The organism is Agrococcus sp. Ld7, assembly GCF_045064095.1.
Classification (GTDB): Bacteria; Actinomycetota; Actinomycetes; order Actinomycetales; family Microbacteriaceae; genus Agrococcus.
In genome coordinates this window covers 1-23,826 of record NZ_JBISGY010000003.1, presented here as the reverse complement: position 1 = coordinate 23,826, position 23,826 = coordinate 1, and the positions used below count along the sequence as shown (strand labels likewise).

19 protein-coding genes and 1 pseudogene are annotated in these 23,826 nt (G+C 72.1%); 19 read left to right on the top strand and 1 reads right to left on the bottom strand.

Annotated features, from left to right (window positions below; genetic code table 11):
- Window positions 1-36: 36 nt before the first annotated feature.
- The gene (locus tag ACJJVL_RS01670; RefSeq protein ID WP_405216344.1) at window positions 37-930 is read right to left on the bottom strand and encodes a class I SAM-dependent methyltransferase; all 894 of its coding nucleotides are present in this window, start codon (window positions 928-930) and stop codon (window positions 37-39) included.
- Window positions 931-1,015: 85 nt separating this feature from the next.
- Between ACJJVL_RS01670 and efp the strand changes: the two genes are divergently transcribed.
- The 19 genes and pseudogenes from efp to ACJJVL_RS01575 form a co-directional block, all read left to right on the top strand.
- Entirely contained in the window at window positions 1,016-1,579 is a 564-nt protein-coding gene (gene efp, locus ACJJVL_RS01665; RefSeq protein WP_405216342.1) for an elongation factor P, read from the top strand.
- 1 nt (window position 1,580) lies between these two features.
- The gene (gene nusB / locus ACJJVL_RS01660) at window positions 1,581-2,015 is read left to right on the top strand and encodes a transcription antitermination factor NusB (protein WP_405216340.1); all 435 of its coding nucleotides are present in this window, start codon (window positions 1,581-1,583) and stop codon (window positions 2,013-2,015) included.
- Between the two features lie 139 nt (window positions 2,016-2,154).
- Window positions 2,155-4,197, top strand: coding sequence for a cell wall-binding repeat-containing protein (locus ACJJVL_RS01655; protein ID WP_405216338.1), 2,043 nt, complete (start codon window positions 2,155-2,157; stop codon window positions 4,195-4,197).
- Window positions 4,198-4,331: 134 nt separating this feature from the next.
- Window positions 4,332-6,017, top strand: a complete 1,686-nt coding sequence (locus ACJJVL_RS01650) for a DUF222 domain-containing protein (protein WP_405216336.1) — start codon at window positions 4,332-4,334, stop codon at window positions 6,015-6,017.
- Between the two features lie 87 nt (window positions 6,018-6,104).
- Window positions 6,105-7,385, top strand: a complete 1,281-nt coding sequence (locus ACJJVL_RS01645; protein ID WP_405216334.1) for an FAD-dependent oxidoreductase — start codon at window positions 6,105-6,107, stop codon at window positions 7,383-7,385.
- Window positions 7,386-7,442: 57 nt separating this feature from the next.
- Window positions 7,443-8,033 (top strand): bifunctional pyr operon transcriptional regulator/uracil phosphoribosyltransferase PyrR, encoded by a 591-nt coding sequence (pyrR, locus tag ACJJVL_RS01640; protein WP_405216332.1) that lies wholly within the window; start codon window positions 7,443-7,445, stop codon window positions 8,031-8,033.
- Window positions 8,030-8,980 carry an aspartate carbamoyltransferase catalytic subunit gene (locus tag ACJJVL_RS01635; protein WP_405216330.1) on the top strand — a complete coding sequence of 317 codons (951 nt, stop codon included), beginning with the start codon at window positions 8,030-8,032 and terminating at the stop codon, window positions 8,978-8,980. The genes pyrR and ACJJVL_RS01635 overlap by 4 nt, the downstream gene beginning before the upstream one ends.
- Window positions 8,977-10,338, top strand: a complete 1,362-nt coding sequence (locus ACJJVL_RS01630) for a dihydroorotase (RefSeq protein WP_405216328.1) — start codon at window positions 8,977-8,979, stop codon at window positions 10,336-10,338. The genes ACJJVL_RS01635 and ACJJVL_RS01630 overlap by 4 nt, the downstream gene beginning before the upstream one ends.
- Window positions 10,335-10,841 carry a hypothetical protein gene (locus tag ACJJVL_RS01625; RefSeq protein ID WP_405216326.1) on the top strand — a complete coding sequence of 169 codons (507 nt, stop codon included), beginning with the start codon at window positions 10,335-10,337 and terminating at the stop codon, window positions 10,839-10,841. Before ACJJVL_RS01630 ends, ACJJVL_RS01625 begins: the two co-directional genes overlap by 4 nt.
- On the top strand, window positions 10,838-12,076 hold the full coding sequence (carA, locus tag ACJJVL_RS01620; protein WP_405216324.1) for a glutamine-hydrolyzing carbamoyl-phosphate synthase small subunit: 1,239 nt from the start codon (window positions 10,838-10,840) through the stop codon (window positions 12,074-12,076). The genes ACJJVL_RS01625 and carA overlap by 4 nt, the downstream gene beginning before the upstream one ends.
- 1 nt (window position 12,077) lies before the next feature.
- Window positions 12,078-15,350, top strand: coding sequence for a carbamoyl-phosphate synthase large subunit (gene carB / locus ACJJVL_RS01615; protein WP_405216322.1), 3,273 nt, complete (start codon window positions 12,078-12,080; stop codon window positions 15,348-15,350).
- The gene (pyrF, locus tag ACJJVL_RS01610) at window positions 15,347-16,153 is read left to right on the top strand and encodes an orotidine-5'-phosphate decarboxylase (RefSeq protein WP_405216320.1); all 807 of its coding nucleotides are present in this window, start codon (window positions 15,347-15,349) and stop codon (window positions 16,151-16,153) included. The genes carB and pyrF overlap by 4 nt, the downstream gene beginning before the upstream one ends.
- On the top strand, window positions 16,150-17,064 hold the full coding sequence (gene gmk, locus ACJJVL_RS01605; RefSeq protein WP_405216318.1) for a guanylate kinase: 915 nt from the start codon (window positions 16,150-16,152) through the stop codon (window positions 17,062-17,064). Before pyrF ends, gmk begins: the two co-directional genes overlap by 4 nt.
- A 292-nt stretch (window positions 17,065-17,356) precedes the next feature.
- Complete coding sequence (locus ACJJVL_RS01600; protein ID WP_405216316.1) at window positions 17,357-17,593, top strand: hypothetical protein; 237 nt, start codon at window positions 17,357-17,359, stop codon at window positions 17,591-17,593.
- A 115-nt stretch (window positions 17,594-17,708) separates the two neighbouring features.
- The gene (rpoZ, locus tag ACJJVL_RS01595) at window positions 17,709-17,969 is read left to right on the top strand and encodes a DNA-directed RNA polymerase subunit omega (RefSeq protein ID WP_405216314.1); all 261 of its coding nucleotides are present in this window, start codon (window positions 17,709-17,711) and stop codon (window positions 17,967-17,969) included.
- Entirely contained in the window at window positions 17,969-19,189 is a 1,221-nt protein-coding gene (gene coaBC, locus ACJJVL_RS01590; protein ID WP_405216312.1) for a bifunctional phosphopantothenoylcysteine decarboxylase/phosphopantothenate--cysteine ligase CoaBC, read from the top strand. Before rpoZ ends, coaBC begins: the two co-directional genes overlap by 1 nt.
- Before the next feature lie 10 nt (window positions 19,190-19,199).
- Entirely contained in the window at window positions 19,200-20,387 is a 1,188-nt protein-coding gene (metK, locus tag ACJJVL_RS01585; RefSeq protein ID WP_405216310.1) for a methionine adenosyltransferase, read from the top strand.
- 5 nt (window positions 20,388-20,392) lie between these two features.
- Window positions 20,393-22,399 (top strand): primosomal protein N', encoded by a 2,007-nt coding sequence (locus tag ACJJVL_RS01580; RefSeq protein ID WP_405216309.1) that lies wholly within the window; start codon window positions 20,393-20,395, stop codon window positions 22,397-22,399.
- A 363-nt stretch (window positions 22,400-22,762) separates the two neighbouring features.
- Window positions 22,763-23,653, top strand: a pseudogene (locus tag ACJJVL_RS01575) (methionyl-tRNA formyltransferase); the annotation flags it as partial.
- Window positions 23,654-23,826 lie beyond the last annotated feature (173 nt).

Genomic DNA, 23,826 nt, shown 5'->3' with positions numbered 1-23,826 from the left:
GCGCTCCGCTCCGACGCCGCGCCGCTCGGGGCAGCGTCAGTCGCGCACGGCAGCGATCGTCAGCGATGCGGGCACGAGCAGTCGCTCGTGCTCCGGCAGTGCGTAGCCGCCCTCGACAGCGACCATCCGCGGGTGCGCGTCCCACTCCAGCACCGTGCCCTCATCGAGCAGGACGATCCGCAGCCCGACGCCGAGCAGGGCGGACACGATCTCGGCGACCGAGTGCGGCCATTCGAGCGTGCGCGGATGCGCGACCCGTTCGCCGTCGCTCGCGTAGGTGGTGTCGTCGATCCACTCCAGCGCGGTGCCGTTCTCGAAGTAGCGGTAGGTGAGCGTGAGCGCTTCGGCGTTCGCGTCGTCGAGCGCGAGCATCGCCGGATGCGCGTCGCGGTAGTAGAGCAGCCCACCGGGCTCGAGCAGCTCGGCGATCTGCGCGGCCCACCGATCGAGTTCGCGGAACCAGCAGATCGTGCCGATCGACGTGTAGACCACGTCCACGCGCGTGCCGATCGCCGCCGCCGCGTCCAGCACGTCGCTGTGCACCCAGCGCGCGTCGATGCCGCACGCGTCCGACAGCCGGGCCGCGACCTCGAGCGCCGGCTCCGAGAAATCCAGGCCGATGACGGATGCACCGGCGTGCGCGAGCGAGACGGTGTCGGTGCCGATGTGGCACTGCAGGTGCGCCAGTGACCGCCCCGCGAGCGGCCGCGCGTCGTCCGCTGCGGCGCCGAGCAGTCGTGCGAGCACCGGCAGGTCTCGCCGCACGACGTCGGTGAGGGCGAGCGGATCCTGCGGCAGGATCCGCAGGCCGTCGTAGTGTCGTTGGTGGATCGGCACGCGATCGTCCCAGTTCGCACGATTGACTGCGACGCCCTCCTCGTGGGAGATGTGATGGCCGTCCGAGTGCGCGGCGTCGCTGTTGTCCTGCACGAGGCAACACTAGGGGCCAGCGTGCGCCAGGTACACTCATCTGTCGGCCCCGCCAGGGTCATCACTCGACGGAACGGATCTCGGCATGGCAACCACGAACGACATCAAGAACGGCGCGGTGCTCAACCTCGACGGCCAGCTCTGGACCGTCATCGAGTTCCAGCACGTCAAGCCCGGCAAGGGCGGTGCGTTCGTCCGCACCAAGCTGCGCAATGCGCGCAGCCAGAAGACGGTCGACAAGACCTTCAATGCCGGCACCAAGATCGAGTTCGCGACGGTCGACCGCCGCGACTACCAGTTCCTCTACAACGACGGCACCGACTTCGTGTTCATGGACAACGACACGTACGAGCAGCTGCCGATTCCGGCAGACATCGTCGGCGACGGCGCCAAGTTCCTGCTCGAGAACGGCACCGCGACCATCTCGATGCACGAGGGCGAGGCGCTGCAGGTCGAGCTGCCCGCATCCGTCGTGCTCGAGATCACCTACACCGAGCCCGGCCTGCAGGGCGACCGCTCGAGCGCCGGCACCAAGTCCGCCACCGTCGAGACGGGCGCGGAGATCCAGGTGCCGCTGTTCGTCGAGCAGGGCACCCGCGTCAAGGTCGACACGCGCGACGGCAGCTACCTCGGCCGGATCAACGACTGACGTGTCGTCGACGAATCCCGCGACCGAGTCCTATCCGTCGCGCCGCAAGGCACGCAAGCACGCCGTCGAGGTGCTGTACTCGGCGAACGCGCGCGACGAGGCGCCGACGACGGTGCTGCGCGACACCGCCGACAGGCTGGGCTGGGCATCGCACGGCTGGTTCGCGTTCGCGCGCGAGATCGTGGCGGGCGTCGCCGACGAGACCGCGTCGATCGATGAGCTGATCGCGTCGTCCAGCGAGCACTGGCCCATCGAGCGGATGCCGCGCACCGATCTCGCGATCCTGCGGGTCGGCGCCTGGGAGCTCGAGCACGAGACGGCGCCCGTGAGCGTCATCATCTCGGAGGCCGTGCACCTCGCGAACGAGCTGTCGACGGACCGCTCCGGCGCGTTCATCAACGGCGTGCTCGGCAAGATCGCCGCGCAGCGCGCCTGACCTCGGCGCGGTCGACGCCGCGGAGCGCGCCTGACCTCGGCGCGGTCGACGGCGCGGAGCGAGCCGTATGGCAGACTCCGCTCGTCGAGGGACGCTCACACTGGCGTGACGATCCCGCTGCTGAGAGGAGCGCTGTGCCGTGCAGACCCCCGCAACGGTGAGAGGGCTGCTCGCCGCCCTGACGACCGCCACGATCGTGGCATCCGCTGTGGTCGCAGCACCCGCGCCCGCGAGGGCAGCCGCGGCGTCGGGCGCGGCAGCGGTGGAGGCGTGCCTCGTGCGCTCAGCGATCGTGCCCGTCGAGGCCGAGCCGACGGCCGATGGGTCCGCGCTGCGCGAGGCGGCCGCACGCACCCTGCAGCACGAGCTGCTGCTGCGGCATCCGGATGCGCTCGCCGGGGCCGAGATCGCACGAGCCGACGACGGTGCCGCGACGGCGCTGCACGTCATCGCTCTGGCGGGAGCAGGGAATGCGGCCGCGCTCGTGCCCGCGCAGATCGAGCAGCTCGAGGCGCACCTGCAGACCGACGCGCGGGCCCTGGAGGTTACCACCTCGACTGCTGCAGGGCAGCCGCTCACGGCGCTGTGCGACGCGCAGGAGCGCGTGATGCAGATCGGTGGCAGGGCGGGCGATGCCATCATCTCGGTGTCGATCGACCATCGACAGGCGAGCCTGCGCATCGGTCTCGACAGCAGCACCGCTGCGCTCGGCCCGACGCTGACTCGAATGATCGAATCGCTGCCGAGCGCGGTGGACGGGGAGCGGGCGGAGGCAGCCGATGACGTGTCATCCGTGCTCGGACTCGCAGACCTCGGCGTGCCCGTCGACCTCGTCGCAGACGTCGCTGATGAGCCCGTCAGCCGGATGCACGATGCCGACGGCTACGGCGGTGGCAACGCGATCCGGGTTGGTGGCCTGGCATGCACGACCGGCTTCGCCGTCCGCACAGCGGACCGAGCGCCCGCCGTCATGAGTGCGGGGCATTGCGCCTCCCCGCTCGGCTCGAACGGCGCGTTCGTTGCCAGCGGGCACGCAGCGCAGATCTGCGGCCTGGGCAGTGGCGCCACGATCGGCCGCGTCTCGCAGAACCTGATCGGGGCGGGGAAGAACGTCGATTCGCTGCTCGTGCGCACCGCGGCGGCCCGACCGACGATGTGGCTGGGGCGCGCCTGCAGCGGCTCGAGCGAGGTCGCGGTGCACGGCGCGACGCAGGTCGCTCCGGGTGCATCCGTCGGGTTCTCCGGCACCCGTCAGGGAGAGCGCTACGCCACCCGCACCAGCGAACCCGCGGGCTGCTACGACTTCGGCTTCTGGGCGTGCTCGACGTTCCGTGCCATGGCGCGCCAGAGCGTGCCCCCATCGTCGAACTACGCGTGCCTGCCGGGCGACAGCGGCGGCCCCACCTTCCGGCATCGATCCGGCGGCGGTGTCCTCGCCCTTGGTGTCATCTCCGCATCCGGCTACGACCTCGGCATCAACCGCTGCAGCTGGGTCGACATGGGCACCGCGCTGCACCTCAGCGGTGCGACGATCATGACGCACACCTCGCTCACGATGGCGCCGCCGTCGCGCATCGCTGGCGCGAATCGCTACGAGACGGCGGCGCTCGTCGCGCGGCAGGGCTACCCGAACGGTGCGCAGCAGGTCTATGTGGCGAGCGGCGAGCTGTTCGCGGACGCGCTCAGCGCCGGAGCAGCCGCAGCGCACGTGCGTGCACCACTGCTGCTCACGACGGGCGGCGTGCTGCCGAGCAGCACCGCGGAGGCGCTCCGTCGCCTCGCTCCGACGTCGATCGTGCTCGTGGGCGGGGAGCCGTCCGTCTCCGCGTCCGTGGAGGCGGCGCTGGCACGGATCGCGCCCGTGACACGCATCGCGGGAGCCAATCGCTCGGCAACGCGAGTCGCGGGCGAGAATCGCTACGCGACCGCTGTGCTGGTCAATTCGGCGTTCACGCAGTCGCGCTCGACGATGTACATCGCGGCCGGCAATCGGTTCCCGGACGCGCTGGCCGCGTCTGCCGTCGCCGGAGCGCAGGGCGCACCGCTGTACCTGACGCCGAGCAGCTGCCTGGCTCCGGCACTGCCCGCGGAGCATCGCCGACTCAGCGCGCCTCGGGTGCTGCTGCTCGGAGGAACGCCGACGCTGACCCAGGATGTGGCCAGCTACGAGCTCGGCGGCTGACGCGACAATTCACTCGCCCCTGAGGCGCACGCCGCCCGTACCCCGTCGCGGTGGCACGGCGCTGTGCCACGGTGCACACCGGCTCAGCCATGTGGGTGGCCCGTTCTACTCTGGCCGCAACGAGGGAGTCGCAGGTGACGAGCATCGAGCAGGTGACGGCAGCGGTCGAGGCGGCGCGTGCGGCCTTGGCTGATGCTGGCTCGCTGTCTCGGGCGCGGCACGAGGAGATCGCGGTGCTGCTGGCGCGCTCGGCCGAGCTCGCTCGGGTGGTGGGTGGTCTGCAGCTGCGGGTGGTGGAGCAGGTCTCCGCGCGCTCGACCGGGCCCGCGGAGGAGGCCCTGTGTCGGCGGCTCGGGCAGCGCAGCGCCAAGGAGGCGGTGGCGAACGCGTTCGGCATCCGTGCCGGTGAGGCGCAGGGGCTGCTCGCGCTGGCCGCCGCCACGACTGCCGGGGTGGGGCTGTCCGGGGCTGCGATCGCAGCCCGCTACCCGCGGGTGGCGGTGGCGGTCGGGGAGGGTGCGGTGTCGGTCGCGCAGGCGCGCGCGATCGTCGGCACGCTCGAGCCGGTGGCGCCGCGTGCCGATCCGGGGCTGCTGGCGTGGGCGGAGGGGCAGCTGGTCGATGTCGCGGCCGATCCGACCGCGCCGTTGGTGCCGGAGCTGCTGGTGACGCAGGCGCGCGCCTACGCCGCCGCGCTCGACCCCGACGGGGTGCTCCCGGCAGACGAGCGGCTGCGGGCGATGCGCAGCCTGCGGCAGCGGCAGCGCGCCGACGGCATCTGGGAGACGATCCTCCTGTCCCCGCCCGAGGAGGGCTCGGAGCTGAACGCGTTCCTTGACGCCTACGCCAGCCCCCGTGTGCAGGTCGCGTTCCGCGACACCGGCCCGGATGCCGACACCGACAGCGAGCCCGGTGCCGGCGCCGATGCTGGACTCGAGGTGGTGGATGACCGCACACCCGAGCAGCGGCGCCACGACGTGATGATGGCGCTGGTGCGCCAGCACGCCGCCTCCGCGAGCGCGCCCACCGCCGGCGGCGAGCCGCCCACGCTCGTCTTCCACGGCGACATCGCCGCCTACACCGCCTACCTGCAGGGCATCGAGCATCCCGACCGCAGCCTCCGCATCGAGCACACCGGCAACCTCGTGCCGATCGAGACCGTCGAGCGGCTCCTGTGCTCGGCGAACGCGCAGCACAGCATCGTCGACGCGAACGGCCACGTGCTCGCCCTCGGCCGCACGCAGCGCTTCTTCAGCCGCGCCCAGCACCGGGCCCTTGCCATCCGCGACCGCGGCTGCCGCGTGCGCGGCTGCGGCATGCCCGTCGCCTGGACCGAGGCCCACCACATCCTCTGGTGGCAGCACGGCGGCCCCACCGACATCGACAACGGGATCCTCGTCTGCAGCTACCACCACCACGAGATCCACGCTGGCCGCCTCCGCGTCGAACGCGCAGGCGAGAAGCCTGGGAGCTGGCGCATCGTCGCCGAACTCCGACCCCCGGACCGCTCCGCACGTGTCATGCGCGCCCCGGCCGCAGCGTGCGCGACCACCATCGCGAGCAATGCGGCGGCGCCGCAGTACGAACCGATCATCCAGCCAACGGTGAACGACGTCGCGGCGGCGCACCCCGTGCGGGTCCCAAGCGGCCGGAGCCCGGGCGATGTCGTTCCCCGAGTCGCGAGCACGCGGCCCCGTCGACGCGTCCCCAGCCTGATCGAGCGCTCATTGCGGCACCGCGTCCCCGCTCGCGACCCTCGCACACGCCCGCTGACGGCATGCGACCACCCACCTCAGACGCAGATCATCCTGCGCAGATGAGCCGGTATGCGCAGATGGGCGTCACCGCTGCACCGAGCCTCCCAGTCACCCCTCGTGCCCGCGCACAAACGCGCGCACCATAGGGCCATGACCGAGATCGCCCCCATCGAGCGCATCGAGCGCATCGAAGGCACCGAGCGCACCGAGCGCACCGAGGGCACCGAGCGAACCGATCGCACCGAGCGAACCGAGCGCGACTGCGTCGTCGTGGGCGGCGGACCGGCGGGCCTCATGCTCGGGCTGCTGCTCGCCCGTGGCGGCGTGCGCGTGACCGTGCTCGAGCAGCACGGCGACTTCCTGCGCGACTTCCGCGGCGACACAATCCATCCGTCCACGCAGGAGGTGCTGCACGAGCTCGGACTGCTGGATCGCTTCCTGGCGCGCCCGCACGAGGATCTGCCCCGGGTGACCATGTCGTTCTCCGGCCGCAGCCTGGTGCTCGCCGACTTCACCCGCCTGCCGACGGAGCGCACGGCGATCGCGTTCATGCCGCAGTGGGACTTCCTCGATCTGCTGGCGGAAGCCGGCCGCGAGCACGCGGGCTTCTCGCTGCGCGTGCGCACCGCAGGCACAGCGCTGCTGCGCGATGGGGCGCGCATCACGGGTGTCGTGGCAGAGGGCCCCGATGGCCCGGTTGAGATCCGCGCCAAGCTGACCGTGCTCGCCGATGGCCGCGACTCCGAGCTGCGTGCCGCGGCGGGACTGAGGACGCTCGGCGCCAGGAGCGCGATCGACGTGCTGTGGTTCCGCATCCCGAGAGCTGTCAACGAGCAGATGCCGTTCCTGCTCGCCGGCGACGGCGCGCTGCTGTCGATCCCACGCGGCGACTTCTACCAGTGCGCCCACATCGTCCGGAAGGACGCGTGGCACGGCGATGCCGCATCGTTCGAGGCGATGCGGCGACGGATCGCGCTGCTCGCCCCGCTGTTCGAGCAGCGGATGTCGGCGCTGCGTCTCGACGAGGTGCGGGTGCTGCACGTGCGCATCGAGCGGCTCGAGCGCTGGTATCGGGACGGGCTCCTCGCGATCGGCGACGCCGCGCACGCCATGTCGCCGGCTGGCGGCGTGGGCATCAATCTCGCGATCCAGGATGCGGTCGCGACAGCGAACGCGCTCGTCCCGCAACTCCGGCACGCGCGACCCAGCGAGGCGCTGCTGCGCGAGATCCAGCGGCGTCGGGAGCGACCCGCCCGTGTGACGCAGGCGTTCCAGCGCCGTCTCGAGACGGTGCTCGTGCGGCTCGCCGAGCCCGGCGAGCGCGTGCCGGTGCCGCTGCCCCTGCGCGCCCTGCAGCACCTGCCGGCGCTGCGGCACCTCATGGGCCGCTTCATCGGGCTGGGGCTCCGACCGGAGCACGTGGCGCGGTAGAGTGGAGCAATCAGACAACCTTGAAGCCCGTCCTGTGAGGCGGAGAAGGGAGTCGCAGTGACTCAGCGCACAGCGCCCGACACCAATGCGCCCGCACGAACCGTGCTCGGCCCCGACGAGATATCCAGGGCCCTCACACGCATCGCCCACGAGATCCTCGAGGCGAACCACGGATCCGACGATCTCATCCTGCTCGGCATCCCCACGCGCGGCGTGCATCTCGCGCAGCGCCTCGCCGACCGGCTCAGCGACATCACGGGTGAGGACTTCGCCCCGCGCACCGGGGCGCTCGACATCACGATGCACCGCGATGATCTGCGCGGCCGTCCGACTCGCGCCTCGCACCCCACGCACATCCCTGCCGACGGTGTCGACGATCGCGTCGTGGTGCTCGTCGACGACGTGCTCTACTCGGGCCGCACCATCCGTGCCGCGCTCGACGCGCTCTCCGACATCGGCCGGCCCCGCGCCGTGCGGCTCGCGGTGCTCGTCGACCGCGGTCACCGAGAGCTGCCGATCCGCGCCGATTCCGTGGGCAAGAACCTGCCAAGTGCGCGGAGCGAGCACGTGTCGATCCTGCTCGACGAGGTGGACGGACGGGATGCGGTGCTGATCCAGGATGCGTCGCACGCGAGCGACATCGCATGAAGCACCTGCTGACCGCGGCCATGCCCCGCGACGAGGCGATCGCCCTGCTCGACCTCGCCGAGGACATGCATCAGATCCAGGATCGCGAGCTGAAGAAGCTGCCGGCGCTGCGCGGCCGGACGGTCGTCAACCTGTTCTTCGAGGACTCGACGCGCACCCGCTCGTCGTTCGAGATCGCCGGCAAGTGGCTCTCTGCCGATGTCATCAACGTCTCTGGCAAGGGCTCCAGCGCGTCGAAGGGCGAGTCGCTGCGCGACACCGGCCTGACGATCGCTGCGATGGGCGTCGACGGCGTCGTGGTGCGCTCCGGCTCATCCGGGGCACCGGCGCTGCTGGCCGACTGGATCGGCCGCCCGGTCGTCAACGCCGGCGACGGCACGCACGAGCATCCGACGCAGGCGCTGCTCGACGCGTTCGCGCTGCGCCGACGCATCCACGGCGACGCGGCACGCGGCAGGGGGCTCGACGGCCTGAGGGTCGCGATCGTCGGCGACATCGCCCACTCCCGTGTCGCCCGGTCGAACGCGCTGCTGCTGCCGTCGCTCGGCGCCGAGGTCACGGTCGTCGGGCCGCCCTCACTGCTGCCGCTCACGGCCGCCGACGGCACGAGGCTCGGCGTCCGCGCCGAGACCAGCCTCGACCTGGTGCTCGCCGAGCAGCCGGATGCGCTGATGCTGCTGCGCGTGCAGCTGGAACGGCAGGCGGGCAGGGTCGCACCGAGCGCCGCCGAGTACATCACCGGCTGGTCGCTCACGGATGAGCGCCTCGCTCGCATCCCCGGCACGCAGATCATGCACCCGGGCCCCATGAACCGCGGCCTCGAGCTCTCGAGCCGTGCCGCAGACAGCGACGCCTCGACCGTGCTCGAGCAGGTCACCGCCGGCGTCTCGGTGCGCATGGCCGTGCTGTACTCGCTGCTCGCATCCGATCAGGGAGACGCACGATGACCACGACGCAGCCGACAGTCGCGCGCCGGCGCCGAGCCACGCTGGTGACCGGTGCCTCGATCCTCGGCCGTGAGGCGCGCGATCTCGCGATCCTCGACGGCACCTTCGTCGATCCCGGCACCATCGATCGCGATGCGGCGGACGTCGTGGACGCATCCGGCCTCATCGCGCTCCCGGGTCTGGTCGACCTGCACACGCACCTGCGACAGCCCGGCGGCGAGCAGGCCGAGACCATCGCGACCGGCGTCCGCGCCGCAGCCGCAGGCGGCTACACGTGCGTCTTCGCGATGGCGAACACGACGCCCGTCGCCGACACGCAGGCGGTCGTCGAGCAGGTCCACCGGCTCGGCATCGAGGCCGGTCTTGCGACCGTGCGACCGATCGGCGCCGTGAGCGTCGGGCTCGCGGGAGAGCGGCTCGCCGACCTGGGGATGCTCGCCGGCAGCGCGGCCCGTGTGCGGGTCTTCAGCGACGACGGCCACTGCGTCGCCGACGCGGAGCTCATGCGCCGTGCGCTCGAGCACGCCGCGTCGCTGGATGCCGTCGTCGCGCAGCACGCGCAGGATCCCGCCCTCACCCGCGGCTCCGTGATGCACGAGAGCCCGCTCGCAGCCGAGCTCGGCCTCACCGGGTGGCCATCGGTCGCGGAGGCGTCGATCGTCGCGCGCGACGCGATGCTCGCCGAGGCCGCGGGGGCTCGCCTGCACGTGTGCCATGTCTCGACGGTCGAGACCGTCGAGGTGGTGCGCGCGGCGAAGGCGCGGGGCATCGCGATCACGGCGGAGGTCACCCCGCACCACCTGCTGCTCACCGAGGAGCTCGTGCGCGGCTACGACGGCCGCTTCAAGGTGAACCCGCCGCTGCGCGCAGATCGCGACGTCCTCGCCCTTCGCGAAGCGCTCGCCGACGGCACGATCGACATTGTCGCCACCGACCACGCACCGCACACGCCCGAGGCGAAGCAGACGGCGTTCGCGGATGCCGCCTTCGGCATGGTCGGGCTCGAGACGGCACTCAGCGCCGTGCAGCTGGCGTGCGTCGAGACGGGCCTGCTCGACTGGGCGGCGGTCGCGCGGGTCATGTCGACCACCCCCGCCGCGATCGGCCGGGAGCCGGGCTACGACGCGCCGCTCGAGATCGGCTCGCCTGCGCACCTCGTGCTCGTCGACGCCGCCGCGCGCGGCACGGTCGAGGCCGCGCACCTCAAGGGACGCTCGACGAACTCCCCGTTCCTGGGGACGGAGCTGCCGGGCCGCGTCACGCACGTGTGGCACGCGGGCCGCCGCACCGTCGCCGACGGCGAGATCGCCGCAGCGCCCGGCACCGATGCCACCGCCAGAGCGGAGGCGACCGCATGACGAAAGAGCTCTTCGCGCTGCTGAGCGCGGCGTTCGTGGTCGTGGTCGCACTGCTCGTCGTGCTCGGCCTCTGGTCGAAGCGCCGGCGCCAGCGCGACATCGACGAGCCGGCGGGCTGGATCGAGACCCTGCCGACGCTCGTCACCGAGGCCTTCTACGTCGCCACCACCCGCGCCGGCGACCCCTACGAGCGCATCTTCGCGCACGGACTGGGCTTCCGAGGGCGCACGCAGCTCACGGTCGACGGCGACGGCGTGCAGCTGCTCGCCGACCGGCGCGAGGTGCGCATCCCCGCCTCCAGCATCCGCGGCGTCGACCGCGCCACCTGGACCATCGACCGCGTCGTCGAGCCGGGCGGGATCCTCGTGATCGCGCACACGCTCGGGGCGGATGTCGACACCTATCTCCGCGTCATCGGCGATGACGCTCCCGTGCTCGAGGCGCTCAGCAGCCTCGTGCGCGCACCCAAGACCACGACCACCGGGGAAGGGACCACCCCATGACCGCACCATCCGCACCAGCAGCGCTTGTCCTCGAGGACGGCACGATCTACCGTGGCGCCGCCTACGGCGCCGCCGGGCAGGCGCTCGGCGAGGCTGTCTTCGCGACCGGCATGACCGGCTACCAGGAGACGCTCACCGATCCCAGCTACGCGAGCCAGATCGTCGTGCAGACCTCTCCGCACATCGGCATCACGGGCGTGAACGCCGAGGATGACGAGTCCAGTCGCATGTGGCCGTCGGGCTACGTCGTGCGTGCCGCCAGCCGCATCACGTCGAACTGGCGCTCGGAGGAGCCGCTCGGCGCGCAGCTCGAGCGCGACGGCGTCGTGGGCATCGCCGGCGTCGACACCCGTGCCATCACCCGTCGGCTCCGCGATGTGGGCGCGATGCGCGCCGGTGTCTTCTCTGGCGACGCGCTCACCGACGACGACGCGATGCTCGCCATCGTGCGCGACAGCCCCGCCATGGCAGGCCGCAGCCTCGCGGCGACGGTCAGCACCGAGGAGGCCTACCGTCTGGAGGCGCTCACCGACTCGATCGGCACCCTCGCGGTGCTGGATCTGGGCGTGAAGGCCTCGACGCTCACCTACCTGCGCGAGCAGGGCTTCGACCTCGTCGTGCTGCCGCAGGACGCCACGCTCGAGCAGGTGCTCGAGCACGAGCCCGTCGCCGCCTTCTACTCGAACGGCCCCGGTGACCCCGCGGCATCCGACGCGCAGGTCGAGCTGCTGCAGGGTCTGCTGCGCGAGGAGCTGCCCTTCTTCGGCATCTGCTTCGGCAACCAGCTGCTCGGCCGTGCCCTCGGCTTCGGCACCTACAAGCTGCCCTTCGGCCACCGCGGCATCAATCAGCCCGTGCTCGACGTCGCCACCGGGCGCGTCGAGATCACCAGCCAGAACCACGGCTTCGCCGTCGATGCCGCCATTGGCGAGGAGCTCGTGAGCCCAGCGGGCTTCGGCCGGGTCGAGGTGAGCCACGTCTCGCTCAACGACCGTGTCGTCGAGGGGCTGCGCGCGCTCGACATCCCGGCGTTCAGCGTGCAGTACCACCCGGAGTCGGCGGCAGGCCCGAACGACGCCCACCACATGTTCGAAGAATTCCGCGAGACGGTGCTGCAGCACCGTCGAAGCGGGTCGAGCGACGGATCGAGGAGGCCTCAGCGCGTCACGAGATCGAGCGCCGAAGGCGCGTCACGAGACCAAGCGCACGGAGCGACCGCCGAGGAGGCCAACTGACATGCCCAAGCGCGACGACATCAACTCCGTCCTCGTCATCGGCTCCGGGCCGATCGTGATCGGCCAGGCCGCGGAGTTCGACTACTCCGGCACGCAGGCCTGCCGCGTGCTGCGCGAAGAGGGCGTGCGCGTCATCCTCGTCAACTCGAACCCGGCGACGATCATGACCGACCCAGACTTCGCCGACGCGACCTACATCGAGCCGATCACGCCGGAGGTGATCGAGACGATCATCATGAAGGAGCGCCCCGACGCGATCCTGCCGACGCTCGGTGGCCAGACCGCGCTGAACGCAGCGATCGCGCTGCACGAGCAGGGCATCCTCGCCCGGCACGGTGTCGAGCTCATCGGCGCGCGCGTCGAGGCCATCCAGCGCGGCGAGGACCGGCAGATCTTCAAGCAGCTGGTGCTCGACGCCGGCGCCGACGTCGCCTCCAGCGTCATCGCCAAGAACATCGACGACGCGCTCGCCTTCACCGAGGAGTACGGCTACCCGGTCGTGGTGCGTCCCTCGTTCACCATGGGCGGCCTCGGCTCCGGCTTCGCCCACGACGAGGCGGAGCTGCGCCGCTTCGTGGGCGACGGCATCCACTCGTCGACCATCGGCGAGGTGCTGCTCGAGGAGTCGATCCTCGGGTGGAAGGAGTACGAGCTCGAGCTCATGCGCGACACCGCCGACAACACCGTCGTCATCTGCTCGATCGAGAACGTCGACGCGGTCGGCGTGCACACGGGTGACTCGATCACTGTGGCGCCCGCGCTGACGCTCACCGACAAGGAGTACCAGCGGATGCGCGACATCGCCATCCGCGTGATCCGCGACGTCGGCGTCGACACCGGCGGCTGCAACATCCAGTTCGCCGTCGAGCCGCTGACGGGCCGCATCATCGTCATCGAGATGAACCCTCGCGTCTCCCGCTCCTCGGCGCTCGCCTCAAAGGCGACGGGCTTCCCGATCGCCAAGATCGCCGCGAAGCTCGCGCTCGGCTACCGCCTGGACGAGATCCCCAACGACATCACGAAGGTGACGCCCGCTTCGTTCGAGCCCGCGCTCGACTACGTGGTCGTCAAGGTGCCGCGCTTCAACTTCGAGAAGTTCCCGGCAGCGGACGCGACGCTCACGACGACCATGAAGTCGGTCGGCGAGGCGATGGCCATCGGCCGCACCTACACGCAGGCACTGCAGAAGGCGCTGCGCTCGCTCGAGAAGCAGGGCTCCTCGTTCCACTGGACGGGTGAGCCGGGTGATGCAGCCGCGCTGCTGGAGATCGCACGCACCCCCACCGACGGCCGCATCGTCACGCTGCAGCAGGCGCTGCGCGCTGGCGCGACGATCGCGCAGGCGCACGAGGCGACCGGGATCGATCCCTGGTTCCTCGACCAGATGGTGCTCATCAACGAGGTTGCGGACCGGATCCGTGCGGGCGAGCTCGACGAGGATCGCCTGCGCCTGGCGAAGGAGCACGGCTTCTCGGATGCGCAGATCGCGCAGCTGCGCGGCGTGACGGAGGCCGAGGTGCGTCAGGCGCGGTGGGCCATCGGGCTGCGGCCGGTCTACAAGACGGTCGACACCTGCGCCGGCGAGTTCCCCGCAGAGACGCCCTACCACTACTCGAGCTACGACCTCGAGACCGAGGTCGCGCCGTCGGACCGCCGGAAGGTGATCATCCTCGGCTCCGGGCCCAACCGCATCGGTCAGGGCATCGAGTTCGACTACTCCTGCGTGCACGCGTCGTTCGCGCTCGCCGAAGCGGGGTTCGAGACCATCATGGTGAACTGCAACCCTGAGACGGTCTCGACCGACTACGACACGAGCGACCGGCTCTACTTCGAGCCGCTCACGCTCGAGGACGTGCTCGAGATCGTGCACGTGGAGCAGGGGGCAGGCGAGCTCGTCGGCGTCATCGTGCAGCTCGGCGGGCAGACGCCGCTGGGCCTGGCTCGCGGGCTCGAGGAGCACGGCGTCCCGATCCTCGGCACGACGCCGGATGCGATCGACGCGGCAGAGGAGCGCGGCCTGTTCCAGCGCATCCTCGACGACGCCGGTCTCATCGCGCCGCGCAACGGCATCGCGACCACCGAGGATCAGGCCGTCGAGATCGCGGAGCGCATCGGCTACCCGGTCCTTGTGCGCCCTTCATTCGTGCTCGGCGGGCGCGGCATGGAGATCATCTACGACACGCCCAGCCTGCACGGCTACTTCGACCGCATCGCCGGCCACGGCATCGTCGGGCCCAAGGCGCCGCTGCTCGTCGACCACTTCCTCGACGATGCGATCGAGATCGACGTGGACGCCATCTACGACGGGCACGAGCTCTTCGTCGGCGGCATCCTCGAGCACATCGAGGAGGCGGGCATCCACTCGGGTGACTCGTCCTGCACGCTGCCGCCCGTCGGGCTCGGCCGCTCGCAGCTGCTGGAGATCCGCGACGCGACGCTGCGGATCGCCGAGGGGCTCGACGTGCGCGGCCCCATCAACGTGCAGTTCGCGTACGCCACGGGCGTGCTGCAGGTGATCGAGGCGAACCCGCGCGCGAGCCGCACGGTGCCGTTCGTCGCCAAGGCGATCGGCACGCCGATCGCGAAGGCGAACGCGCGCGTGCTCGCGGGCGCCACGATCGCCGAGCTGCGCGCGGAGGGCATGCTGCCCGAGGGCGACGGCACGATCATGCCGATCGACGCGCCGATCGCCGTGAAGGAGGCGGTGCTGCCGTTCCGGCGCTTCCGCACCGCCGACGGCCGCATGGTCGACAGCCTGCTGGGGCCGGAGATGCGCTCCACGGGCGAGGTGATGGGGATCGACCGCGACTTCCCGACCGCATTCGCGAAGAGCCAGGCCGCCGCCTACGGCGGACTGCCGACGAGCGGCACCGTGTTCGTCTCGCTCTCTGACCGCGACAAGCGACAGGCGGTGCTGCCCATCCACCGCCTGCAGCAGCTGGGCTTCCGCATCGTCGCGACCATCGGCACGGCAGAGGTGCTGGCGCGCAACGGCATCCGGGTCGAGACCGTGCGCAAGCACTCCGAGGCCGGGGATGAGCCCTCGATCGTCGACCTGATCGACGCGGGCGAGATCGACATCATCATCAACACGCCGACGGGCGGCATCGCGCGTGCCGACGGCTATGAGATCCGCGCAGCGACCGTGGCGTCCGACAAGGCGCTCTTCACGACCGTCGCGCAGCTGGGTGCCGCTGTCGCGGCGGTCGAGGCATCGCGGGAGCCGTTCGAGGTGACCAGCCTGCAGGAGTACCACGGGCGGACGTTCGCATGACGTTCCTGATCCGTCTCCGCGAGGCCGTCGACCGGCACGGCGAGCTGTGCGTCGGCATCGACCCGCACCGGTCGCTGCTCGACGCGTGGGGCGTGCCCTCGGATGCCGCTGGGCTCGAGCGCTTCGGTCGAGCCGTCGTGGAGGCGTGCGCGGGGCGAGTGGCGGTCGTGAAGCCGCAGGTGGCGCTCTTCGAAGCGCACGGCTCGACCGGCCTGGCGGCACTGGAGGCGGTGCTGGCGGATGCCCGCGCGGCGGGCCTGCTCGTGATCGCCGACGCGAAGCGGGGCGACATCGGGTCGACGAATGCCGGCTATGCGGCCGCCTGGCTCGCGCCGGGCTCGCCGCTGGAGGCGGATGCGCTCACCGTCAGTCCGTATCTGGGCGTCGGCGCGCTCGACGGGCTGTTCGCAGCTGCGGAGTCGGGCGGCAAGGCGCTGTTCGTGCTGGCGGCGACCTCGAACCCCGAGGGCTCGGCGCTCCAGCTCGCGCGGCTGGGCGATGGCCGCACGGTGGCCGCATCCGTCGCCGACGCGGTCGCGCAGCGCAACGCGCGCACTGCCGCCGGCCACGGGCTGGTGGTGGGTGCGACCGTCGATCGGGCGGACTTCGGCATCGATGCGACCGGCAGCACCCCGATCCTCGCGCCCGGATTCGGCGCGCAGGGAGCGCAGCTGTCGTCGCTGCGCACCCTCTTCCCGTCGGACGCGCTCGTGCTCGCGAGTGCGTCGCGCAGCATCCTGCAGGCGGGGGAGCGCGGGCTCGTCGACGCGATCGACGCTGCCCGGGCAGCGCTGCCGGCGTGAGCTCGACGGGAGATCGCTCGCTGCCGGACCCCGGCGCGGCCGGCCGCGCCGCGGTCGAGGCCCGTCGGGGCCGCGCTGCGGTGAAGCGCGCACTCGCCGCGGGGCAGCGCGGCCCGCGCGATGTCGCGGAGCGCGCGTGGCAGGAGCCGGAGGGTCCGGAGGGACGGCTGCGGGTGAGCGAGTACCTCGGCAGCCTGCGCGGCATGGGTCCCGCGCGCGTGACATCGCTCATGGCGAAGCTGTCGATCGCGCAGTCGAAGCGGCTCGGCGGGCTCGGCGGTTTGCAGCGCGAGCGCGTTCGCGGTTGGCTTGACGACGTGGATCCCTCGCGTCGCCCCCGTCTCATCGTGCTCGCCGGCCCGACCGCGGTCGGCAAGGGCACGGTCGCGCAGTACGTGCGCGAGCACTTCCCGCAGATCCGCCAGTCCGTGAGCGCCACGACGCGCAGCCCGCGACCCGGCGAGATCGACGGCGTGCACTACGCGTTCGTCTCGGACGCCGACTTCGATCGGATGGTCGACGAGCGCGAGTTCCTGGAGTGGGCGACCGTGCACAACCGGTCGCGCTACGGCACGCCGCGCTCCAGCGTGCAGGCAGCGCTCGACGAGGGCTCGTCGGTGCTGCTGGAGATCGACCTGCAGGGTGCGAGGCAGGTGCGCGAGTCGTTCCCGGATGCGGTGCTGCTGTTCCTCGCGCCGCCGTCGTGGGACGAGCTCGTGCGCAGGCTCGTCGGCCGCGGCACCGAGACCGAGGACGAACGCACGCGGCGCCTCGAGACGGCGAAGGTCGAGCTCGCCAGCCAGCCGGAGTTCGACGCGACCGTCGTCAACACCGACATCGCCGAGGCGGCTCGCGAGGTCGTCGAGCACATCCTCGTCGCGGAGGGAGACATGACGAGCGGTGCGAGTTGACGGGGTGGCGAGATGACTCCTCCGTGACCCTGGGGGCACGGATGGTCGCGTGCGGCGTCGGATAAGGGGAGCGACGCCGCGCCTTCGCGTGTGACGTCAGCCGCGCGTGTGCCGTCTACGAACTCGGTCCAGCACGACCCGACCAACGACGACGGGCACCAGGGATCCGAGGACGAGCCAAGCTGCCACATCAGGACCTATCGGCGTCAACAGTCTCGCGAAGACGAGAAAGCCTACACCGGCTGATAGGTAGACTATTGAGATCCACCAACGCGACCGCGCAACGGACCGGATGATCGTCTTCGGCGCCGATTGGTCTGCCGCTCGCGACGTGCTCCGCAGCTACCCGCTCGCGATCGAACCCGTCACCGTCGCCGACGCGGAGATCGCGGCAGCCCTCTGGCGCAGGGGAACCGGGCTGTCGCTCGCCGATCGGCGATGGCTCGCGCTCGGACGCCGCCTGGAGGCCGACATCGTCACGGTCGGCCGCGCCTGGGCGGATGTGGATGGCGTACGCGTCATCCGATGAATCCTGCCCCGCACGGTCCTGGCCGCCCTCGACCGGGTAGGATGGTTCCTTGCGCCCACCGGCGCACGAGCTTTCGCGGGCCGCGCCCGCATCCATCACCACGCAGGAGGCACCCATGGCCAGCAAGGGCATCATCAACCCGCCGATCGACGAGCTGCTCGAGAAGGTCGACTCCAAGTACCAGCTGGTGATCTTCGCGTCGAAGCGCGCGCGCCAGATCAACGACTACTACACCGACATCCACGAGGGCTCGATGTTCGACAACGTGGGCCCGCTGGTCGACTCGACGATCGAGGACAAGCCGCTGTCGGTCGCGCTGCACGAGATCCACGAGGACAAGCTCGCGCTGACCAAGGACGAGGCGACCTCGGTGTGATGCGCGTCGTCGTCGGGATCTCCGGCGGGATCGCGGCGTACAAGGCTGCGCTCGCCATCCGCGAGCTCGTGCAGGCGGGCCACGACGTGCATGTCGTGCCCACGGCATCCGCGCTGCGCTTCATCGGGCGCCCGACGCTCGAGGCGCTCAGCCGCAACCCCGTCACCGACGAGGTCTTCGACGATGTCGCGGCCGTGCGCCACGTGGCGCTCGGCCAGCAGGCCGACCTCATCGTGGTGCTGCCGGCGACCGCCAACACGATTGCGAAGCTCGCGCTCGGGCTCGCCGACGACCTGCTCGGCACCACCATCCTCGCCTCGCGAGCGCCGCTCGTCATTGCCCCGGCGATGCATACCGAGATGTGGGACCAGGCCGCCGTGCAGGCGAACGTCGCGACGCTCCGCGGCCGCGGCACGATCGTGGTGGGCCCCGTCGCGGGCCAGCTGACGGGCACCGACTCCGGCATGGGCCGCATGGCGGAGCCCCACGACGTGGTCGCTGCGGCAGTGGCGGTCGTGGCCGGCCGGATCGCCGATGGGCCGCTCGCGCGCCGCCGGGTCGTCGTCTCCGCCGGCGGCACGCGGGAGCCGATCGACCCGGTGCGCTTCCTCGGCAACCGCTCCAGCGGTGCGATGGGCGTCGCTGTCGCGACCGCGGCACGCGATGCCGGTGCCGCGGTGACGCTCGTGGGCGCGAACCTCGACGTCGCGGTGCCGGATGGCGTCGAGCTCGTCGCGGTCGAGACGACCGCGCAGCTCGCCGCCGCCATGGAGGCGCACGCGAGCGCGGACGTCGTGGTGATGGCAGCCGCCGTCGCCGACTACCGCGTCGCCGACGTCTCCGACGGCAAGCGCTCCAAGGAGGAGTGGGGCGCAGAGCCCACGCTGCAGCTCACCGAGAACCCCGACATCCTCGCTGGGCTCGCGCAGCGCGACCGCACGAACCTGGTGGTCGGCTTCGCGGCCGAGACCGAGGACGACGATGCGGCGCTGCTCGAGCGGGGCCGGGCGAAGCTCGCGCGCAAGGGCGCCGACCTGCTGGTGCTCAACCGCGTCGGCCACGAGACGGGCTTCGGCGACGTGGGCACCCACATCCGCGTGCTGGATGCCTCCGGCGTGATCGCTGAGGCGACGGGTCAGAAGGCGTCAGTGGCACGCGAGATCGTCGATCAGGTCGCGCAGCGGCTCGCCGCGCGTACCGGCACCATCCAGAACCACTGAGGAGCATCCGTTGAGCCTGCGCCTGTTCACCTCGGAGTCGGTCACCGAGGGTCACCCCGACAAGATCTCCGACCAGATCTCCGACGCCGTGCTCGACGCGATGCTCGCGCAGGACCCGGAGGCGCGGGTCGCCGTCGAGACGCTCGTCACCACCGGTCTCGTGCACGTCGCCGGCGAGGTGCGCACGAGCGGCTACGTCGACATCGCCTCGCTCGCGCGCCGCACGATCGTCGACATCGGCTACGACTCCAGCGAGGTGTCGTTCGACGGCAACTCGTGCGGCGTGACGGTCTCGATCGGCGAGCAGTCGACCGAGATCGCGACCGGCGTCGACACCGCCGTCGAGGCGCGCGCCGGCTCCGACGACCCGCTCGACCTCATCGGCGCGGGCGACCAGGGCATCATGTTCGGCTTCGCGACCGACGAGACGCCCACGTTCATGCCGGCGACCGCCTGGGCGGCGCACCGGCTGGCCGAGCGGCTTGCAGCCGTACGCCGATCCGGCGACATCGAGTGGCTGCGGCCGGACGGCAAGACGCAGGTGACGATCGGCTACGACGGCTTCACACCTGTCACGGTCGACGCCGTGCTCGTCTCGACGCAGCACGCGCCGGGCGTCACGGGCGACGAGATCCACGCGGCCGTCTCCCGGCACGTGATCGAGCCGGTCGTGGCCGAGCTGGGCCTGGACGCATCCGGGATGCGCACGATCGTGAACCCCTCCGGCTCCTTCCTCACGGGCGGGCCGAAGGGCGATGCCGGCCTCACGGGCCGCAAGATCATCGTCGACACCTACGGTGGCGCCGCTCGGCACGGCGGCGGCGCGTTCAGCGGCAAGGACCCGTCGAAGGTCGACCGTTCGGCTGCCTACGCACTGCGCTGGGTGGCGAAGAACGCGGTCGCTGCGGGTCTCGCCTCGCGGCTCGAGGTGCAGGCCGCGTACGCGATCGGCATGGCGCAGCCGGTGGGCGTCTACGTCGAGACGTTCGGCACCGGCACCGTCTCCGACGACGCCATCCAGGCGGCGATTCTGGAGGTCTTCGACCTGCGCCCGGGCGCGATCGTGCGCGATCTGGACCTGCGCAAGCCCATCTACCGCCAGACGGCCGCCTACGGGCACTTCGGCCGCGAGCTGCCCGGCTTCACCTGGGAGCGGCTCGACCGCGTCGACGCGCTGCGCTCCGCCGCGGGGCTCTGAGGTCCTTGCCCGGCGAGTCCGACGCGAGCGGGCCCGACGTGACGGCGGGCGAGGCAACGCGGTTCGCGCGAGTCGTGGTCGACTCGCGGCTGCCGCAGCTCGACCGGCTCTTCGAGTACCGGGTGCCGCCGGGCATGACCGGCATCGAGGCGGGCGTGCGCGTGCGCGTGCCGCTGCGCGGCGACCGCATGACCACCGGCTGGGTCGTCGAGACGACGGCCGAGCGCGGCTGGGACGGGGAGGTCGCCGACGTCGAGAAGGTGATCTCGCCCGTGCCGGTGCTGCAGCCGGAGGTCTGGGCGCTCGCGCAGGCCGTCGCCGAGCGGGCTGCCGGTGGCGTGGCCGACGTGCTGCGCGTGGCGATCCCCGGGCGCCAGGCGCGCATCGAGAAGCAATGGCTCGCGGCCGAGCGGGAGGCGCTGCCAGCCCTGCCGGAGCTCGCTGAGCCGACGACGCCGAGTGGGAAGCGCGCCGAGTCGGACGCGCTGCTCGGCCTCGTGGAGGCACGCCGACGGGTGGCGCTCGAGTGCGCGGGGGGCGTCGCTTCGGTCACCGATGCCGAGGGCGCAAGCGTCTGGGTGGGCCGCTGGGCGATCACGCTCGCGGGGCTCGCCCGCCAAGCCATCGAGCGCGGCGAGCAGGCGATCATCGTGGTGCCGGACCACCGCGATCAGCGGCAGCTGCGCATCGCGCTCACCGCGGCGCTCGGCGCCGAGCGGGTGGTCGAGCTCGACGCGCGGCAGAAGAATCCGGAGCGCTACCGCGGGTTCCTGCGCTGCCTCGACGGCGACCCGATCGCGATCATCGGGCCGCGCTCCGCCGTCTACGCACCGGCGGCGAAGTTGGGTCTGCTCATGATCTGGGAGGACGGCGACCCGTTGCTCTCCGAGCCGCTGTCGCCCTGGGTGCATGCGCGCGACGCCGCGCTCGTGCGCCAGGGCCAGACCGGTTGCGCCCTGCTGCTCGCGGCCCACGCCAGGTCGACCGATGCCGAGCGGCTCGTCGAGCTCAGCTTCCTCGAGCACGAGCGCGCGGGCAGCCACCGCGTGCGCGTGCTGCCCTCGGCGCTCACCGATGACGGGCGGCGGGTGCCCGCATCCGCCTTCCGCGCGGCACGCGAGGCGCTGTCGTTGAAGCCGGTGCTCGTGCAGGTCGCCCGCCCGGGCCACGCACCGGGGCTTCGCTGCGGCGACTGCGGTGCCCGCGCGCGCTGCACGTTCTGCTCCGGCCCGCTCGGGCAGCGGTCTCGCGGCTCTGCGCCCGCGTGCCGGCTGTGCGGCAGGCTGGCCGCCGCGTGGCGCTGCCCGCACTGCAAGGGGCAGCGGCTCGTCGAGGTCGGTCGCGGGTCGACCCGCGTCGCAGAGGAGCTCGGGCGCGCGTTCCCCGGCGTGCCCGTCGTGGTCGCCGACGGTGAGCACGAGCGGCTCACGATCGACGCGAAGCCGCGCCTGGTGGTCGCCACACGCGGCGCGGAGCCGCTCGCAGATGGCGGCTACGGCGCCGTGCTGCTGCTCGACGGCGACTCGCTGCTCTCGCGCGAGGGCCTGCGGGTGGGGGAGGAGGCGGTGCGCCAGTGGGCGACGGCGCGCGCGCTCGCCGCCGATGGCGCCACCATCGTGCTCACCGGTGCGGGCGGCGCGGCCGCGTCGGCGATCACCGGCGACACCACCGTGCCGTTCGCAAAGACGGAGCTGGCCGAGCGCCGGAGCCTGCGGTTCCCGCCCGCGGTGCGCACGGCATCCGTCGTCGGGCATCCGGACGCCGTCGCCGAGGCACTCGAGGCGCTCGGGGAGATCGAGCACCTCGACGTGCTGGGCCCGGTACCGGCGGAGGGCGCGAGAGACGGCGATCTGGAGCGCGCGATCGTGCGCTTCGCCTATGCCGATGGCGCCCGTGTCGCCGGCGTCGCGCGCGGCCGCGTGCTCGCCTCGGCTGCGCGCCCGCGGAAGCCCGGGGCGCCCGCGCGCCTCCGCATCCGCTTCGATGACCCCGAGCCCTTCGACGGGCTCTGAGTGGGGTTGCCCGCCTCGCGCCCCCGCAGCACGCTCGTCCCACTGCACCGAGGGCTCGCCGCACTGTCGGCCATCGGGTGAGCGGTACCACGTCGTCGCCAGGGAGTCCTCGTGGCGACATCCGCGTACCGGACGCCGGCTGCGGCCCGAATCGCGGCGCTGCCCCGGCCCCGTGGTGGTACCAGGTTGCCGCGTGCGCACCCGCTGAGCGACGATTCGGTACCGGAGCAGCGTGCGGGGCGTGCCGGCCGTGCCGCCCGTGCCGCCCGTGGCGCTGGTGCTGCGCGGGATGCCTCGGGCGCGATGCGGGATGATGGATGCGGGGCCGAGTGCCTCGAACGCTCCACCCATCGTGAAGGAACCATGCGCATCGTCTTCGCCGGCAGCCCGGAAGCCGCCGTCCCCAGCCTCGAGGCGCTCGCCGCGCGGCACGAGATCGCCGCGGTCATCACGCGCGCGGCCTCGCCGCAGGGTCGCAAGCGCGTGCTCACCCCGACGCCGGTGGCGCAGGCCGCGGAGGCACTGGGCCTGCCGGTGATCGAGGCGAACCGGCTGGACGCGGCTGCGACCGCGCGGATCATCGCGCTCGAGCCCGAGCTGGCCGTCGTGGTCGCCTACGGCGGCCTGGTGCGCGAGCCGCTGCTCTCGATGCCGCGGCACGGCTGGATCAACCTGCACTTCTCGCTGCTGCCCGACTACCGCGGCGCCGCGCCCGTGCAGCGCGCGCTCATCGAGGGTCGCCGGGTCACGGGCGTGAGCGTCTTCCGCCTGGTGCCGGAGCTCGACGCCGGACCCGTGGTGCGGATGCGCGAGGCCGAGATCCCGGACGGCGCGACCGCGGGCGCGCTGCTCGCGAGCCTCGCAGAGCTCGGCGCGCACGAGCTGCTCGAGGCGGTCGACGCGATCGCCGACGGCACGGCCATCTTCGAGGAGCAGACCGGTGCGCCGACGCTCGCCCCGAAGCTCACGCTCGCCGATGGCGCGCTCGACCTCACCCAGACGGCTCCAGCGCTGCTGGCGCGCTTCCGGGGCGTCACGCCAGAGCCGGGCGCTCACGCGATGCTGCGCGAGCACGGCGGCGAGCGCGTGAAGCTGCTGGCGCTCGCGCGCTCTGGCGCCGAGCCGCTGCCCCCCGGTGAGGCCGCGCTCGCCGGCAGGACGGCCGTCGTCGGCACCGGCAGCGCGCCGCTCGAGCTGCTGGAGGTGCAGCCCGCCGGCAAGCGCCCGATGGCAGGCGCCGACTGGCTGCGCGGCCGCGGCGGCACGGCCAGCTTTGCACTCGCGACCCCCGCCGCCGGCGCTCCCGCCGGTCGAGGAGCGTCCGCTGAGCTTCCCTCCGCAGGCAGAGGAGCGTCCGCCGAGCTTCCCTTCGTAGGTCGAGGAGCGTCCGCCGAAGGCGGCCGCGTCACGAGACCGGAGCCCACCCC

Excerpts from the sequence above, each read along its gene's own strand:
- ACJJVL_RS01645 (WP_405216334.1), top strand. The coding sequence starts at position 6,105 with ATGACCGAGATCGCCCCCATCGAGCGCATCGAGCGCATCGAAGGCACC.
- ACJJVL_RS01630 (WP_405216328.1), top strand. The coding sequence starts at position 8,977 with ATGACCACGACGCAGCCGACAGTCGCGCGCCGGCGCCGAGCCACGCTG.
- carB (WP_405216322.1), top strand. The coding sequence starts at position 12,078 with ATGCCCAAGCGCGACGACATCAACTCCGTCCTCGTCATCGGCTCCGGG.
- coaBC (WP_405216312.1), top strand. The coding sequence starts at position 17,969 with ATGCGCGTCGTCGTCGGGATCTCCGGCGGGATCGCGGCGTACAAGGCT.
- ACJJVL_RS01635 (WP_405216330.1), top strand. The coding sequence starts at position 8,030 with ATGAAGCACCTGCTGACCGCGGCCATGCCCCGCGACGAGGCGATCGCC.
- efp (WP_405216342.1), top strand. The coding sequence starts at position 1,016 with ATGGCAACCACGAACGACATCAAGAACGGCGCGGTGCTCAACCTCGAC.
- carA (WP_405216324.1), top strand. The coding sequence starts at position 10,838 with ATGACCGCACCATCCGCACCAGCAGCGCTTGTCCTCGAGGACGGCACG.
- pyrF (WP_405216320.1), top strand. The coding sequence starts at position 15,347 with ATGACGTTCCTGATCCGTCTCCGCGAGGCCGTCGACCGGCACGGCGAG.
- ACJJVL_RS01625 (WP_405216326.1), top strand. The coding sequence starts at position 10,335 with ATGACGAAAGAGCTCTTCGCGCTGCTGAGCGCGGCGTTCGTGGTCGTG.
- ACJJVL_RS01600 (WP_405216316.1), top strand. The coding sequence starts at position 17,357 with ATGATCGTCTTCGGCGCCGATTGGTCTGCCGCTCGCGACGTGCTCCGC.
- rpoZ (WP_405216314.1), top strand. The coding sequence starts at position 17,709 with ATGGCCAGCAAGGGCATCATCAACCCGCCGATCGACGAGCTGCTCGAG.